This window comes from Parabacteroides distasonis (assembly GCF_004793765.1).
GTDB classification, from domain to species: Bacteria; Bacteroidota; Bacteroidia; order Bacteroidales; family Tannerellaceae; genus Parabacteroides; species Parabacteroides distasonis_A.
This window is the reverse complement of record NZ_SRYM01000072.1, coordinates 1-15,099: the sequence shown is the minus strand read 5'-3', so window position 1 is coordinate 15,099 and position 15,099 is coordinate 1. Positions and strand designations below refer to the sequence as shown.

11 protein-coding genes and 1 tRNA gene are annotated in these 15,099 nt (G+C 40.4%); 7 read left to right on the top strand and 5 right to left on the bottom strand.

The features are described 5' to 3' along the window. Window positions 1-91 precede the first annotated feature (91 nt). Window positions 92-165 (bottom strand) — tRNA-Asn (locus tag E5342_RS17455). A gap of 110 nt (window positions 166-275) precedes the next feature. Between E5342_RS17455 and E5342_RS17450 the strand changes: the two genes are divergently transcribed. Both E5342_RS17450 and E5342_RS17445 read left to right on the top strand, forming a co-directional pair. Beyond that, the gene (locus E5342_RS17450) at window positions 276-1,253 is read left to right on the top strand and encodes an adenosine kinase (RefSeq protein ID WP_135959927.1); all 978 of its coding nucleotides are present in this window, start codon (window positions 276-278) and stop codon (window positions 1,251-1,253) included. Window positions 1,254-1,301: 48 nt separating this feature from the next. Further along, window positions 1,302-3,008: a S41 family peptidase gene (locus E5342_RS17445; RefSeq protein WP_121734951.1), complete on the top strand. Its 1,707-nt coding sequence runs from the start codon at window positions 1,302-1,304 to the stop codon at window positions 3,006-3,008. Window positions 3,009-3,055: 47 nt separating this feature from the next. On the opposite strand, the gene E5342_RS17440 is transcribed toward E5342_RS17445, so the two are convergent. The 4 genes from E5342_RS17440 to E5342_RS17425 form a co-directional block, all read right to left on the bottom strand. Next, a complete protein-coding gene (locus E5342_RS17440) occupies window positions 3,056-4,234 on the bottom strand; it encodes a metallophosphoesterase (protein WP_121734950.1) in 1,179 nt (392 codons plus the stop codon). A gap of 2 nt (window positions 4,235-4,236) precedes the next feature. Beyond that, entirely contained in the window at window positions 4,237-5,331 is a 1,095-nt protein-coding gene (locus E5342_RS17435; protein ID WP_121734949.1) for a metallophosphoesterase, read from the bottom strand. Window positions 5,332-5,619: 288 nt separating this feature from the next. Then, complete coding sequence (locus E5342_RS17430; protein WP_121734948.1) at window positions 5,620-6,312, bottom strand: response regulator transcription factor; 693 nt, start codon at window positions 6,310-6,312, stop codon at window positions 5,620-5,622. Window positions 6,313-6,318: 6 nt separating this feature from the next. Then, window positions 6,319-7,695: a sensor histidine kinase gene (locus tag E5342_RS17425; RefSeq protein WP_135959926.1), complete on the bottom strand. Its 1,377-nt coding sequence runs from the start codon at window positions 7,693-7,695 to the stop codon at window positions 6,319-6,321. 159 nt (window positions 7,696-7,854) lie between these two features. On the opposite strand from E5342_RS17425, the gene E5342_RS19440 reads away from it, so the two are divergent. The 5 genes from E5342_RS19440 (at window position 7,855) to E5342_RS17410 (ending at window position 15,014) form a co-directional block, all read left to right on the top strand. Continuing rightward, the gene (locus E5342_RS19440) at window positions 7,855-7,992 is read left to right on the top strand and encodes a hypothetical protein (RefSeq protein ID WP_168354519.1); all 138 of its coding nucleotides are present in this window, start codon (window positions 7,855-7,857) and stop codon (window positions 7,990-7,992) included. A gap of 377 nt (window positions 7,993-8,369) precedes the next feature. Then, window positions 8,370-9,704 carry a radical SAM/SPASM domain-containing protein gene (locus E5342_RS17420; protein ID WP_135959925.1) on the top strand — a complete coding sequence of 445 codons (1,335 nt, stop codon included), beginning with the start codon at window positions 8,370-8,372 and terminating at the stop codon, window positions 9,702-9,704. Window positions 9,705-9,759: 55 nt separating this feature from the next. Then, window positions 9,760-12,039 carry a TonB-dependent receptor domain-containing protein gene (locus tag E5342_RS17415; RefSeq protein ID WP_168354518.1) on the top strand — a complete coding sequence of 760 codons (2,280 nt, stop codon included), beginning with the start codon at window positions 9,760-9,762 and terminating at the stop codon, window positions 12,037-12,039. A gap of 547 nt (window positions 12,040-12,586) precedes the next feature. Beyond that, complete coding sequence (locus tag E5342_RS19435; protein WP_168354517.1) at window positions 12,587-12,736, top strand: hypothetical protein; 150 nt, start codon at window positions 12,587-12,589, stop codon at window positions 12,734-12,736. Next, window positions 12,687-15,014 carry a TonB-dependent receptor gene (locus E5342_RS17410; protein WP_135959923.1) on the top strand — a complete coding sequence of 776 codons (2,328 nt, stop codon included), beginning with the start codon at window positions 12,687-12,689 and terminating at the stop codon, window positions 15,012-15,014. Before E5342_RS19435 ends, E5342_RS17410 begins: the two co-directional genes overlap by 50 nt. Window positions 15,015-15,099 lie beyond the last annotated feature (85 nt).

The window sequence follows — 15,099 nt, the reverse complement described above, 5'->3', positions numbered from 1 at the left end:
ACTTGAACCAAGGACCCTCTGATTAACAGTCAGATGCTCTAACCAACTGAGCTAAAGAAGAATGTTTTCAGTCTTTCCCGATGTCTTTTCGCTCTTCCTCTTGGACTTGAACCAAGGACCCTCTGATTAACAGTCAGATGCTCTAACCAACTGAGCTAAGGAAGAATTTTCCGCTCTTTCAAAGGTCATTCTATAACCCCTTTCTGAAATTGCACTGCAAAAGTACGGGGTATTTTCGAAATATGCAATATCTTTGTGAAAAAAATTACGAAAAAATGAATACAATAGGTTTAGGAAACGCTTTGGTAGATGTTTTATTGAGGCTTGAAAACGATGATGTCCTATCGGAAATCGGTATACAGAAAGGAGCTATGGATATGATTAACAGGGAACAAATGATCGCTATCCGTACTTCTTTGGATGGATTACCACGTACACAGACTCCAGGAGGATCTGTCTGCAACACGATGCGTTCGATGTCTTCTTTAGGAGCGAATTCCGGCTTTATCGGTAAGATCGGGGATGATTCGATCGGCGAATTTTATGAGGATGCGTTGGAAAAAGCGGGTGTAACTTCCTATTTTATCAAGACGGGTGGACTTACAGGTAGCTGTACAGTGATGATTTCTCCGGATGGGGAACGTACGATGGGGACTTTCCTTGGCCCGGCCCCGACAATAACCCCGGATGAGATCACCGAGGAGATGTTAAGTAAATATCAATGTATTTATATAGAGGGTTATTTGCTCGTCAACGAGCCGTTAGTCCGCTCTACGATGGAGAAGGCTAAAAAGTTGGGCTTGAAAGTAGCGTTGGATTTGTCGAATTTCAATATCGTGAATGCTTTTAAAGGAATGCTGGAGGATATTATTCCTAAATATGTGGATGTTTTATTCTCTAATGAGAGTGAGGCGGAAGCTTATACCGGGCAAAAGGCTGCTGAGGCCGTACGTACCCTGTCTGAGCTAGTTGAGGTCTCATTGGTCACTTTGGGAAAGGAGGGTGCCTTGATCGGTAGTCATGGCCATTTTTATTCTGTCCCGGCTGAGGGGGGCAAGCCTGTTGATACGACTGGGGCTGGTGATAACTTCGCCGCCGGATTCTTATATGGTCAGTCCATAGGAGCGTCTTTGTTACAATCCGCACGCATCGGATCGATGTTGGCGGGCTATGTGATCGACGTAGTTGGCCCGGAGATTCCGTATGATAAATGGGAACAAATAAAGTTAAAAGTAAAAGGGATATTGGCTTAGACGGCGTATTATTCCTTACATTTATGCCGTTAATTAACTAAATATTGTATGTACAGATTGGTTCAACGAAGAGGAATTATAGGTTTATTTTGCTTGCTGTTCGTCGCAAGTAGCGTAGTGCCGGGATGGGCGCAGAAAGATAACCGCTTTGAGGTGAGTAAGAACCTAGACATTTTCAATTCTTTATTGAAAGAAGTAGAGATGTTCTACGTGGATTCGGTAGATGTGGATAAAACCGTTCAGCGGGGGATCGAGGCGATGTTGAGTGGCTTAGATCCTTATACGGAATATTATCCTGAGCAAAATATGGAGGAACTGAACCTGATGACTACCGGCGAATACGGAGGTATCGGTTCCTTGATCCGTCAGCGTAACAACGAGGGAGGCGTGATGATTGCCGAGCCTACCGAGGGAATGCCTGCCGATTTAGCGGGTCTGAAGCCGGGCGATCTGATCTTGGCGATCGATTCGATTGATGTTTCCAAGGCGACAAACTCCCGGGTCAGCGAGCTGCTGAAAGGTGTTCCCAATACGAAGATGGTTTTGACGATCCGGCGTCCGGGTGAGAAGAAACCCCGGAAGTTCGAGATTACCCGTAAGCAGATCACGACACCTCAAGTTACTTATTACGGGGTTAAGAATGACAGTATCGGTTATATTTATCTAAAGGCATTTACTATCAAGAGTGCTCAAGAGGTGAAAGAGGCATTCTTGGACTTAAAGAAAAATCATAATATTAAGTCTTTGGTATTGGATTTGCGCGGTAACGGTGGCGGTGTGCTGGAAGGTGCCGTACAAATCGTAGGTATGTTCGTTCCGAAAGGTAGCGAGGTGCTTTCAACGAAAGGAAAGATCAAGCAATGGGATCGTACGTACCGGACCTCTACGGAGCCTTTGGATACGGTAATGCCGTTGGCTATATTGATCAATGGAGGTACGGCTTCCGCCGCTGAGATCGTATCGGGGTCTTTGCAGGATATGGATCGTGCCGTGTTGGTGGGACAACGTTCGTTTGGTAAAGGGTTGGTGCAAGCTCCTCGTGACCTGCCTTATAATGGGAAAGTAAAAATCACGATGAGTAAATACTATATCCCGAGTGGTCGTTGCATCCAGCAAATCGATTATTCGCACCGGAAAGAGGATGGTAGCGTGGCTGCTATTCCGGACAGCTTGACTTCCGTATTCTATACGTCCAAGAAGCGTCCGGTTCGTGATGGTGGTGGCGTACGTCCGGAGTTTGAGGTGAAGGAGCCGAAAGTGCCTACCATGATGTATTATTTGGCGGCGGATACGGTCTTGTTCGACTTTGTTACGGATTGGGTACAAAAGCATAAGACAATCGCTGCCATCGAGGAATTTACGGTTTCCGATGAGGATTTCGAAGCTTTGAAGCAATACGCCAAGTCTAAGAACTTCACGTACGATCGCCAAAGCGAGAAAGTATTGAGGAACTTGAAAGAAGTGGCTGAGTTCGAGGGGTATCTGGAGGAGGATTCTACTGCGTTCAAGGAATTAGAGGCTAAACTGACTCCGAATCTGGAAAGAGATTTCGATCGTTTCAAGGATGAGGTGAAACGAGTAATGGCCGCCGAGATCGTAAAACGTTATTATTACCAACGAGGAGAGTTGCAAGAAAGCTTGAAAGGTGATCTTGTATTGGAGAAAGCGTTGGAGGTATTGGGCGATCCGGATTTATACAGGCGTACATTGAGCGTGCCGGTTGAGTTGGAAGCGGCCACCAAGGGTACCGAATAGGCGGGTTTCTGCCGATGCCCATTCAAAGGGCCTTACAATGCCCATTGTCAGCTCCCTTGAATGGGCATCGTGCTTTTCCCTCCTTCGCCAGTCTGTTTAGGGGCTTTGAAGCGGATATGCAATACCACCAATTCCGAGACGGTTCCCACCCGATAAGGAGGTCCTGCTATACCAATGCCGGAAGATACATAGAATTGCGTAGGTCCTTTCTTATAATATCCGTACGGGCATTCATACACAAGGTTCATCAGCAGGGGATAAGGCCATAACTGCCCGTTATGCGTATGTCCGTGCAGTCCTAAATCCACCCCATTCATATTCATCTCGGCGAACGACCAAGGTTGATGATCCAAAACGATAATCGGTTTGCCGGTATCCACCCCTTCCATTAACGAATGAAGCGGTTTTCGTTTCTTATGGATGAAATCATCCCTCCCTATCAAATAAAAAGTTGAATCCGGTTGGACTACCGAGTCTACTAGTAGCGTACCTCCGGTCTTTTGCAACCAACGATATTTCGCGTTCCGGTTTGCTCGGTATTCATGATTCCCGTAAACGATATATACGCCCAGTGGAGCTTTTAATTGTTTTAAATCGTCCTCGATGTGGGCGTTTTCCGCGAACCGGGATTCATAATCCATGATATCCCCCGCTAATACCACCATATCCGGATGCTGCGCGTTGCTGAGCGCCACATATTTTTGTACCAAGTCCTTCCCGATAACCTCTCCGATATGTAAGTCGCTCATCATGACAATAGTCAGACTATCCCGATCCCCCGCGGCTTTGGGCAACGTGATATATACGTTCTTAACAATCGGATTCATTACCGTATGGTATGCGTGAATCATTAAACCGGTAACACCGAATACGATAAGAAAAAACAGGGTTACCTTGGTTTGCTGCCAATGCCCTTCTATCCATTTGGGGAACCATGGCTTGATACGTTGGGAGAGCCTGATCAACTCAAGTACCAAGAGAGATAAAGTGATATAAATGGACGCTATATACCAAGTGTTACAGATGTATTGGATCGTGATTATCACGTTATCAGGTAGTTCATCACTAAAAATAAATCCGAAAAAATAAAGCGATAGTTCGAGTACGAAAAACAAGATAAAAGGAATCCGGCAACTTTTCTTAGGAGGAAGCGCTTGATATCCTCTCCAGAAAATATACGGATTTAGTAATAGCTGCGCTACGATCGATTGAATAAATACTTTCATCTTTACTCTTTGAATGTAATATTGAACACCACCATCTCGCTGTCCGTCCCGATACGGAAAGGCGGTCCCCACAAAGATAAGCCGGATGAGACATAAATCGTACTATTTCCGATTTTTTTAATCCCGTAACTTAATTCGAACAGATGATCCACGATCCAGTTCATCGGCCATACTTGTCCTCGATGTGTATGTCCGCTAAACTGTAAGTCTACGCCAGCCTCTTCCATTTTCTCTAAATCGTAGGGTTGATGGTCTAGTAAGATAACAGGTTTGCTTTTATCAAGGTTCGCGGTAAGCTGACCTAAAGTTTTCCGTCCTTTGTTATGCCGGTCGTCCCGTCCTATGAGTTGGATCTGATTGGGCAAGATAGCCACGGAATCCCTTAAAAGTACGATGGGCGTCTGTGCTATGAATTTCTCGCTCTCCTCTATGCCACTGATATACTCATGGTTACCCGGTACCATATAAACGCCTAATGGGGCGTAGATCTTGGACAGTTCCTCTTCCATATGCTCGTATCGCAGAGGTGCGACACTGTTGTCTATCAAGTCTCCACCGATAAGAACGATGTCCGGGCGTTGGGCGTTTATCATATCCACATATCCGGCAAGCATCGTCTTGTTGGTAGCGTATCCTAAGTGTATGTCGCTAATGGCTACGACCTTCAGCGACTGTCCATCGGTATCGGCCGGTTTGTTGATAATCATGTTGATAACTCGTGTATCAGGATGTTGGTAATTATAGTTCCCATATCCTAATAAGCTGAGTGTTAAGAATAAGGATAAATAGAATGAGTATTTGAAACGTAGGTGGAAAAGTCGTAAGATATCAAATACCAACAGAGCTAATACCATGTATAAAGTGAACACGAGCCATCCTGTTCCTACTTGGGAAACTGTTTGAGCGAAAGAAGCCGGCATATCTAGGTTCCTGAATAGAAAACTACTGAAGAATGATAAAACTCCTCCCCAAAAAACAATGGATAACAATACTTTAACTCCGGTAGACTGGCTTTTCAAAGCCTGTTTTCCCTTTAGATAAATATAAATATTCCCTGCAAGATACAGGATTGGAAGTATGATAAAGAACGTCCACATCTCAATTAATTTTCCGCGAAGATAATGAAAACTCTTTAGGTAGCAAACGCTGCACGCTACGTCCCTATAGGATCGATATAAATTCCAAACAATAAGTTTGGTAATGAAAAGAATTATATAATATACTGATTATTAGTATGTTAAAAATAGGATGATCTTTTACTCAAAACATGTACGTGTTTTTGGGAAAAGTCGTAGGTGTTTTTCAAAAAAGTCGTACGTGTTTTTCCCGAATCATGCGATAGGGAACAAGGGCGTATCTAGAAATCTACAATAAGCCCCCCTTAATTACGATGAGGAGAGTTGGTCTTTTTTTGATAATATATATCCAACTCCTTTTACGGCATCTATTGAAAGTGTGGTATCTTTTTCCAATAATTTGCGCAAACGCGAGATGCTGTTGTTTAGGCTATCATGAACTTCTTGCCCATCCCATATTTCATGAAAAAGCTTTTCTCTGCTTACTGGCTGATTTAATTGCTCGGATAACAGATAGAATAACTTGAAATCTTTAGGACTTAATGTTTTTGACAGTTCTTGTTTATAGAATAATTTATGAGTGGAGAGTTCCAGTTGGTAATCTCCAATAGATATACTATTTGATATCGGACTGGCCTTTTTACAAAACCTTTGGATTAGGAAATCTATTTCTTGTATATCATACGGTTTTTTGGTGTAATGATTAGCTCCGGCTTCATAGCAGCGTGTTATTTCCTCCCCTTCGTTGTGGGAAGAGGCTATCAGTATAGGCAATGAAGGATGCTTTGAGCGAATAAAAGGCAACTGATCCAATGTGTTTTGATTGCCTACTTCCAGATCGAGAAGCAGGATATTAGGGCATTCTTTTTCTATCATGTCTTGAATACCACTTAACATGTTGGCGTAACGAACCTCGTATCCTTTGCTTTGTAAGGCCATTGAGATGATCGATCCAAGGTTCAGGTCGTCTTCAATAAAGATCACTTTCAGCTTATCTTCCATATAATGTTATGAGTTTTCGGCCGGCAAGTTAATAAAAAACGTTGAACCTACATTTTTCTCGCTCTGAAAAGTTAGGGAGCCGCCCATTTCTTTAGCCATTAGCATTACGCTACTCAAACCTAATCCATATCCCGGTTGCGCTGGCTTGTCGGCTTGTTTCACCCGGAAGAATTGTTGTCCGAGTTTTTTCTGGGCTTTCTTGGGGATTCCCCAACCAGTGTCTTTTATGGCTATTCGGTAATGGTTGTTTTTCATAGTCAACGTTACGGTGATTCGTACATCGTTATCCGAATATTTCAATGCGTTCTCCAATAGATTTCGCAGGCAACGTTCCAAACGAATGGCATCAGCTTGGATACTGTCGGGGAAATTCTCGCTTTTCTCTAGTTTAAATAAGTTTTTTTTCTCCGGATAGAGTTTGGCTATCTCTTGGTACGTTTGCTCGATGAATGGCTCTATTTCTATAAGCGACTTTTTGGAAAGCTCTTTCCCATCCGCAGTCTTCAATAGTGATAGCATGGATTCGATGATCTCGATCAATTGCCGTATTTGCGTTTTTCCGATATGTAAGATGTTGGCTTTCATCGGCTCTTTCTCTTGGCTAGCGATAAAATCCATAGAGGTATAAGCCGTGTTTAGTGGGGCTTTCAGGTCGTGGATGGCGCTATGCACGGCTATTTCACGGTCTCGGAGTTGGCTATGTGCTTTACGGATGGTGCGTAATAGGTAATATAGACAGCCCGCAGAGGTAAGGATTATTAGGCAAGATACTATAAACGCCAAAAACATCCGTTGGAAAATACCGGAAAGAGGCAATTTAACGAAAGCCTGTACATATTGTAATCCTTGCGTTCCTATCGGGAGCCTTTCTGTTTGGAACTTATAAAATGAGCAGTTGAATTTTTTTCCTACCGTATATGCGGTTTGTCGTGTTGAGTCTGATACTTCTATATAAGATATTGCTTGTAAATTGTGATCAGTTAATGTTTTATTGAATAGGCTGTCTAATGCTTTTGGTTTTAAGGGTTTATTCGCATTACGTAGACCGTCTTGTATACGTTGCGTTAATAGGTCGGCATAGTTATCTTTTAGATTCCGATTTTTTATTTGCGGTATAGTTATAGTGTCCCCTTTTAGCTTAGCTCGTTCTTCTGGGGTCATATCACTAGCTCTTCTTATGATTCTTTTGGGGCTGTTGGGGTCTTTCGGTTTGTTGCTAACCATTCGCTTGGACATTTCTTGCTTGATAGCTTCTTCGAATAGCTCTTCAAGGACTTCTTGCGTTTTATATTTTTCAGTGTTATATATATTGTATAGCCAATATCCTTGGGAGAGTGTTAAGACTAGCAACATAATGGCCGCAATATATAAGGAGTGTTTCATGATAGATTCGTTATTTTGGATGTGAAGATAATGAATAATCTTAAAAAAGATGCGTTTTTCTCGTTTTGTTAGCTTTTTGTTAGATGAAAATTAGGTGTTTGTTAGATAGAGTACAAAATTTCACTTATATTTTTGTGACAGACTAAAAAGCATATAGACATGGAAACTGGTGATTTGTTGTCGAAGGAAGAGCTTTCCACCATTAAGGGTGGAGGATGGGTTTATGATGAAGAGACTGACGAATGGTATTGGATTGAGGATGGAAGGAATGCATTTCCCTATCCATTCGTTAGATAATCATTTGCGGCTTTTCTATTTGGGCGTATAAAAAGACTGATATTTAGAAATGTATCCTATTTTAATAGGAGAATTATTATTAATATAAATTTTAAAGTTATGGAGGCAAAACAATCCGAGAAAGAAATCCTTGTATTGAGAGAGGGTGATGACTTAGAGCAAAGGGAGCTGGCTAGAGTATTAGGTGGTGCAAGCGTAACGTCTTGCAAATGTAAATGTGCTTTATCTAATTGTTATGATGATAACGACGATAAAGAGCCCGGAAATTAAAGATGTACTCTTTTGAGGTTACATCTTAGAAAAGAAATGAGACGGAATTTGTGAGATCAAAGTTCTCGTCTCATTTCTAAATTTATTGGAGTTTAAATCTAAGTGCCATGAATGATTATTATATATCAAGATATGCTTACTTTTTTATTTCCTCCAAGGAGGAATTTTTAGGATATAGCTCTAGATCTAATGCCTTTTTGAAATTAGGATGTGATTTGTATGCTTATCTATCGGAAATACAAAAAACTAAATCCCCATTTGATTGGGAGGATGACAATATATTGGGGCTTCTTAAAAAGTATAAGTTTCTTGTGGAAGAAGGTGGTGATGATGATTTTTTGCTGAAACATCAGTTTGAACAAGATACAGTGACATATCATCCTATTTCTTTGGGCTTAATAATAGCTCCTACTTTATCTTGTAATTTTGATTGTCAATATTGCTTTGAGACAGGGAAGAGGGCAAGCCGTATGGAGGATGGTATTATTAATCAGCTGGTACCTTTTATTAAAAAACATAAATATGTTCAAAATCTGCATCTTACATGGTATGGTGGAGAACCTTTGCTGTGCCTGGATGTAATAAAAAAAATCTTATTGAAAATATCATCAGAGTTACCAAACTATCCGATAAAATATCATTCTATTGTAACAAATGGGTATTATTTTAATCAAGAGGTGATAGATCTTTTTAAGGAGTTTCCTCTAAATGCTATTCAAATTACGTTGGATGGTAAAAAGGAGAGGCATGATAGTATAAGAAAACTAAAGAAAACAGGGCAAGGTTCTTATGATAGAATAATTTCTAATATAGATAATATACTGAAAGAACTACCTGAAACGGAGGTACATATAAGGGTAAATATTGAAAAAACGAATTTGCGAGATTTTGATGAGTTATATCACGAACTTACTCATCGGTGGAACAATAAGAATCTTTCGGTATATCCGGGATTCTTACGGATCGATGATGAGACAGGTAAAGCTATGTCTTGTGATGCCATAGATCGTTGGCAAGCGATGAGATTGAATTTTGAATGGTCAAAAAAAGGAATGGTAGATACATCTATATATCCTAAGAGAACTACATCTATGGGATGTTGTGCGACAGTGATAAATTCTTATATAATAGGACCGAAAGGGGAGATTTATAAGTGCTGGAATGATGTAAGTGATGATAAACGGGTTATTGCATATATAAATGAAGATAGATTTGTAAATTCAAAATTGTTTTATCGGTATGTGGTAGGTAGTAAATGGTATCATAATACGGAATGTATAAAATGCTTCTTTTTACCTATTTGTCAAGGTACTTGTGCTTATTATCGTTTGAAAAATCGTTATGAGGGTGGAAAATATAATTTGTGTCAATGTTTACAGCGAGGACCTAATTTGTTGAATGAATGTCTTGAATATTGGTATGAAAGTCGTTCGGATAAATAATCATAGAGGGCTTATGGGCAAAATATACCTGTTTGTGCTCCTTATTGTATTTCCTATGCAAATGTTTGCGCAGGGAATTAGGGGAGTGGTCATTGATGACGAGGCCGCTACTCCTCTTTACTTAGCGAATGTTGTCTTGCTTCGTCTCTCGGATTCTGTGTTTGTCGAAGGGACGGTGACAAATGAGATCGGGGAGTTCTCTTTCTCGTCTGTAGATAAGGGGAAGTATAAATTGCAGGTAAGCTATTTGGGATATACGACCTTGTCGATACCGGTAGTAGCGGAAGATGTCGGAATATTGCGTTTGGCTGCTATGGAGAATGATCTGTCTGAGGTTGTAGTTGTTGGCATGCGTACTTTGGTGAAAGCGAAAAGTGACGGAGTCGCTGTTGAGGTAGAGAACAGTTATCTTGGAAATCTAGGCGTGGCGACTGATGTGTTGGAACAATTGCCTTTTGTTAGGCGAAATGAGGATCGGTTTATCGTGTTTGGGAAAGGTGCTCCTCTTATCTATATAGATAATCGAGAAGTTCGTGACCTTTCTGAATTGGAAGCTTTGAACTCAAACGAGATAAAGCGGGTGGAGGTTGTCACGAATCCGGGGATACGTTATAAGGCTTCGGCTAAATCGGTGATCCGGATCGAGACCGTAAGGAAAAAAGGAGAGGGGCTCAGCGGGAGTCTGTATGCTTATGGGGCGATGCGCCGACATCTTTTTGGGAGTGGACAAGGTTCGTTAAATTACAGGTGGAAGAATTTGGATCTGTTTGGTTCGTTGGATTATAGTGAGCAGAGACGTGAGCAGAATATAGATTGGAATCAAGGAATAGAGAATCCCGGATTGAAAAGTTCAGTGTTAGAGTCGATCAAACGGGATTTGAGACAACGGAATCTTAGTTTGAAATTAGGAACTAACTATACGTGGGGAGAAAGTAATTCACTGGGTATGCGGTACGAATACAATAAAGCTCCTAGAGGAACAACCCATATGCGGAACTTGACGCATGTTTTTGAGAATGAGGTTCTACTAGGGGAACAATCTTCCGAACAAGGGGTTAGAAACAAGAGCGATCAGCATTCAATCAATGCGTATTATAGGGGAAAACTTACTTCTTGGTTAGAGGTGGCTTTTGATATGGATTGGTCTGAAGGGAAATCGAACTCGACACAGGAGGTGAAGAAGGAGAATGTTAGGGATGAGCAAGAGCTTCGTACGGTATCAAAGCAAGATTATGATTTGTTTGCGATGCGTTTGCAATTGGAGACTTCTTTGGGTAAGTGGGGAAACTTATCGTATGGAGGTGAGTTATCATGTACAAATAACCAACAAGATTTTGTAGTAGATAGGAGTTTTACGGACGATTTTCAAACGGAATATAACTTGTCTGATCAAAAGTTGTTTGCTGTTTATGTCGCTTATATGGCAGAGGTGGGTTGCTTTTCTTTTGATGCGGGGGTACGGTTAGAAAATGCGGATTTCTCTTATTTTGAGAATGATGTGAAACAGAAGGAACAAAGCAAGGAGTATCTGAATTGGTTCCCGAATCTAGGTGTTTCCTTTTCAAAGAACGATTTTACTTCTGCTATTTCCTTTAGTCGCTCCATCAGTCGTCCTAGCTATTATCAATTACGTAACAGTATTCAATATAATAGTGCTTATTCTTATGAAGCGGGGAATCCCTATTTGAAGCCCTCTATAGATAACATGTTTTCCGGTTCGATAGGCTGGCGAGACCTGTTGTTCTCTATTAATTTTGATGTGTATAAAGATGCTATGTTATTAATATCCAAACCGTATAGTGAGCGAATCTTGTTATCGACCTTTGAAAATGTGAAGAACTATAAGAACCTATCGGCTTCATTTTTTTATTCATGGATAGTAAACATTTGGAAGCCATCGGTTAGTGTAGGTGTCTCTAAAGATATCTTTTCCTATGGTAGCTCGTCTGTTGATTATGACAAGCCCATTTATTCTTTTAGCTGGAAGAATAATTTCGTGTTGCCTAGGGGTTGGCAGTTTGGCTTAGACCTCTCGTATAGTACGGAAGGACATATGGAGATGGATTATATGGGAGATGTATTTTTGTGGAACGCCTACGTGTCCAAGCGATTTTTAGGTGATCGTCTGCGTGTAAATCTGCGAGCTACGGATTTACTCGCAACGGGAAGGGCTAAAACTTATATGCGTATTGATAATATATATCGTTCCCTTTATAATGATTTGGACTCTAGAAGAGTGTCTTTATCCATCTCTTATTACTTCAATACGGTTAAGAGCAAGTATAAAGGTAAGGAGGTTGGTAGTGATGAGAAGAGGCGATTGTTGAGTTTTTGACATTTCCTACCGTATGTACGGCTTGCCGTGTAGAGTCTAATATTTCTATATAGGATATCGCTTGTATACTACGCTCGGCTAACGCTTGGTTGAATAGACTGTCTAATACAACAACATAATGGTCGCAATATATAAGGAGTGTTTCATGATAGATTCGTTATTTTGGATGTGAAGATAGTGAATAATCTTAAAAAAGATACGTTTTTCTCGTTTTGTTAGCCTTTTGTTAGACAAAAATTAGGTGTTTGTTAGATATAGTACGAAATTTTACTTATATTTTTGTAACAGACTAAAAAGCATATAGATATGAACTGGTGATTTGTTGTCGAAGGAAGAACTTTCCGCCATTAAGGGTGGTGAATGGGTTTATGATGAAGAGACTGACGAATGGTATTGGGTTGAGAATGGAAGAGATCTACCATATTCACAAGGACATCTTTAAGAAATTATGTACGGAAAAGTGAAACAGATATAGATTAATAAGTATATTCTGTGTGTGGTAAATAAATTTCAGAATGTGTTTTATTAACAATTAAAAATTATTTGTATGAAAGGTGATTTTATTTCTTTAGAAGAAGGTAGTCTTCCTTTGGAAAAATTACTGAAGGAGGAAGAAGTGTTCATACTTATACTCAAATTGGTTGAGTATGAGCCTAAAGAAAAAATTATCTGTGATTTTTTTACAACGGAAAGATAATTTCATGAGACATTTATTGTTCATTGTTTTATTATTTTTTCTGAATATTCATTCATTATCAGCACAGTATCGGCTAAGCGGCCGGATAACCAATAAGGAAAAAAAAGTGATTATTGGAGCGAAAGTGATACTGACAACTGAGGATGAGTTGATTGGAATGACTTTGACCGATCTGAACGGATGGTATAGAATAGAAAATCTAAGTAATGGAGAATATCTGTTACGGGTAGAATATACGGGATACACTCCTATCTCGGAAAAAGTGTTTTTGCATAATGATATGAAGTTGGATTATGTCATGTTACGGGAGATGGTAGGGGGCTTGGATGAGGTGGTAGTGACTGCCGAACGGCAGAACGTGATCAAGGCTACCACGCAGGGTAATGTGTTTTATCTCTCGACTCGGGCGCAGAAGACCAGAGATGTATATTCTGCTTTGCAGGAAATCCCCCGTCTACAAATTGATGAATTAAACCGAAGTATATCTACCGTTAATGGAGGTAAGGTACTGATGTTGGTAAATGGAGTACCGCGTGGGAATGCGCTGGAAAGTATTGACCCCAAAGATATCTTGTCCGTGGAAGTCATGGAAACTCCTTCGGCCCGTTATCTGTCTGAGGGATTTACGAATGTGGTGAATATCAAAACGAGAAAGAATCCGGAGAAATACAGCCTGTTTAATTTTACTACCCAAAACCATATAGGACTTCATTATGGGACAGGTAGTGGAGCGTTTGAGATAGGTGACTCGAAGGCCTCTTTCTATGTCAATGTTAATGGCTTTTATTTTAATAACAATCATGCGAATGACTATAGGGAACAGCGTACGAGCCAATTGTACAAACAGAGTGCTAACCGTCATGAATCCGATTATTTCTCGTATAATGCCACGTTGGGAGGCGACTGGGTGGTAAACGCCAAAAATTACTTTTCTTATAATGTCTCCTTGAGAAGTATCCCTACAAACGCACGAAAAGAAGGGAAGGGCATATTGATACAGGAGGCGGATACGATCGATTATATATCAGTTAATAAGAGTAAGACCTTATCCTTGGTAAATGTGTATAATATCTATCATCATTTGATGTTCGAGGAGAATAGCTCGTTGGAAAATCAAATGAATTTCACGTATAACAAAAATGAGGATCGTGATCATACGAGTGAAACGGGGAATAATCATTTCTATGATAAAGCCACTCTCTACAAGATGGATTATTATAAGGGATATGTACAAAACATTTATGAAAAGAAAGGGGAAAGCTTTGAGCTATCTTTGGGAAATCGACTCTCTTATGAGAAAACAAGCTTGCGACTTCCTTTATCCGTTGAATTGCCTTTCCGTCATAACCGCTGGAAGGAATATATGTATGCGTCGTTCAGCCAAAGTGCTAAATGGGGAGCTTACTCTGCTTCCGTAGGCATGGATATGATATTCAACCAGATCGGGTATGAGAAGAATGATTATTATCGGTTGAAATATAGTGTATCAGGCATGCTCCATCCTCTTTCATGGCTTACTCTCAAGGCTTGGGTACGTGGTTATACCGAAGAGCCGGGTGTGGCTTATTTAAATCCTTACAATACATCGACAGATAGCTTGAGTATTGTGTGTGGAAATCCTCAATTAAAGCCTTCTTATCGAAATGATTTGGGATACAGCATGTCTTTTAATATAGGAAATTTCTATATCAGTCCGGAGCTTGGTTATACGCATCATTCAGATATAGTTTCCTCTGTTGGCTACACGAATGACCACGGTATTTATACTTCTACTTATGAGAATAAAGGTAGCCAAAAATATTTATATGTATTTGGTATCGTGCGTTACAATATCAAAAGAATAGGCAATATCAGTTTTTCCGGAACTTATCATCGTAATGCCTTTTATAATGGAAAGAGGGATTGGTTCTCGAAAGTGTTTCGTTGGAACTTGGCTTACAAAACTTTTTCCTTTAATGGGCATGTGGATTTTATGGGTATGACTTATACTCCGACTATAAAAGAGAAAAGTTCGATCGAGTCTTTGCTTACTATCGGTTGGAATATCAACTCATCTTGGAAGCTGATAGCCTCTATGCGTTATTTTTTAGGGGGGAAAATAGTCGAATCTTGGACTGACCAAGAGGATTATTATCGTTATACCTATCGTTCGTTCGATGAGAGAAAGAATATGCTCCTTATTGGTTTTCGTTATAATTGGACAAGCGGTCGGCATAAGGCGAGAAAGAATAGTAAGTTGAAAGTAGATAATAATCGTGTGGAATTATTGAGTGAATAAGGTGTTAAAATATGGAATTCCCCCACATCAAACAACCCGACTCCATGGAATGCGGTGCCACCTGCCTCCGCATGATCGCCAAGTT

What these genes read in the sequence shown, in the direction of transcription:
- E5342_RS17450 (WP_135959927.1), top strand. Translation starts at nt 276, where the DNA reads ATGAATACAATAGGTTTAGGAAACGCTTTGGTAGATGTTTTATTGAGG.
- E5342_RS17445 (WP_121734951.1), top strand. Translation starts at nt 1,302, where the DNA reads ATGTACAGATTGGTTCAACGAAGAGGAATTATAGGTTTATTTTGCTTG.
- E5342_RS17440 (WP_121734950.1), bottom strand. Translation starts at nt 4,234, where the DNA reads ATGAAAGTATTTATTCAATCGATCGTAGCGCAGCTATTACTAAATCCG.
- E5342_RS17435 (WP_121734949.1), bottom strand. Translation starts at nt 5,331, where the DNA reads ATGTGGACGTTCTTTATCATACTTCCAATCCTGTATCTTGCAGGGAAT.
- E5342_RS17430 (WP_121734948.1), bottom strand. Translation starts at nt 6,312, where the DNA reads ATGGAAGATAAGCTGAAAGTGATCTTTATTGAAGACGACCTGAACCTT.
- E5342_RS17425 (WP_135959926.1), bottom strand. Translation starts at nt 7,695, where the DNA reads ATGAAACACTCCTTATATATTGCGGCCATTATGTTGCTAGTCTTAACA.
- E5342_RS19440 (WP_168354519.1), top strand. Translation starts at nt 7,855, where the DNA reads ATGGAAACTGGTGATTTGTTGTCGAAGGAAGAGCTTTCCACCATTAAG.
- E5342_RS17420 (WP_135959925.1), top strand. Translation starts at nt 8,370, where the DNA reads ATGAATGATTATTATATATCAAGATATGCTTACTTTTTTATTTCCTCC.
- E5342_RS17415 (WP_168354518.1), top strand. Translation starts at nt 9,760, where the DNA reads ATGCAAATGTTTGCGCAGGGAATTAGGGGAGTGGTCATTGATGACGAG.
- E5342_RS19435 (WP_168354517.1), top strand. Translation starts at nt 12,587, where the DNA reads ATGAAAGGTGATTTTATTTCTTTAGAAGAAGGTAGTCTTCCTTTGGAA.
- E5342_RS17410 (WP_135959923.1), top strand. Translation starts at nt 12,687, where the DNA reads ATGAGCCTAAAGAAAAAATTATCTGTGATTTTTTTACAACGGAAAGAT.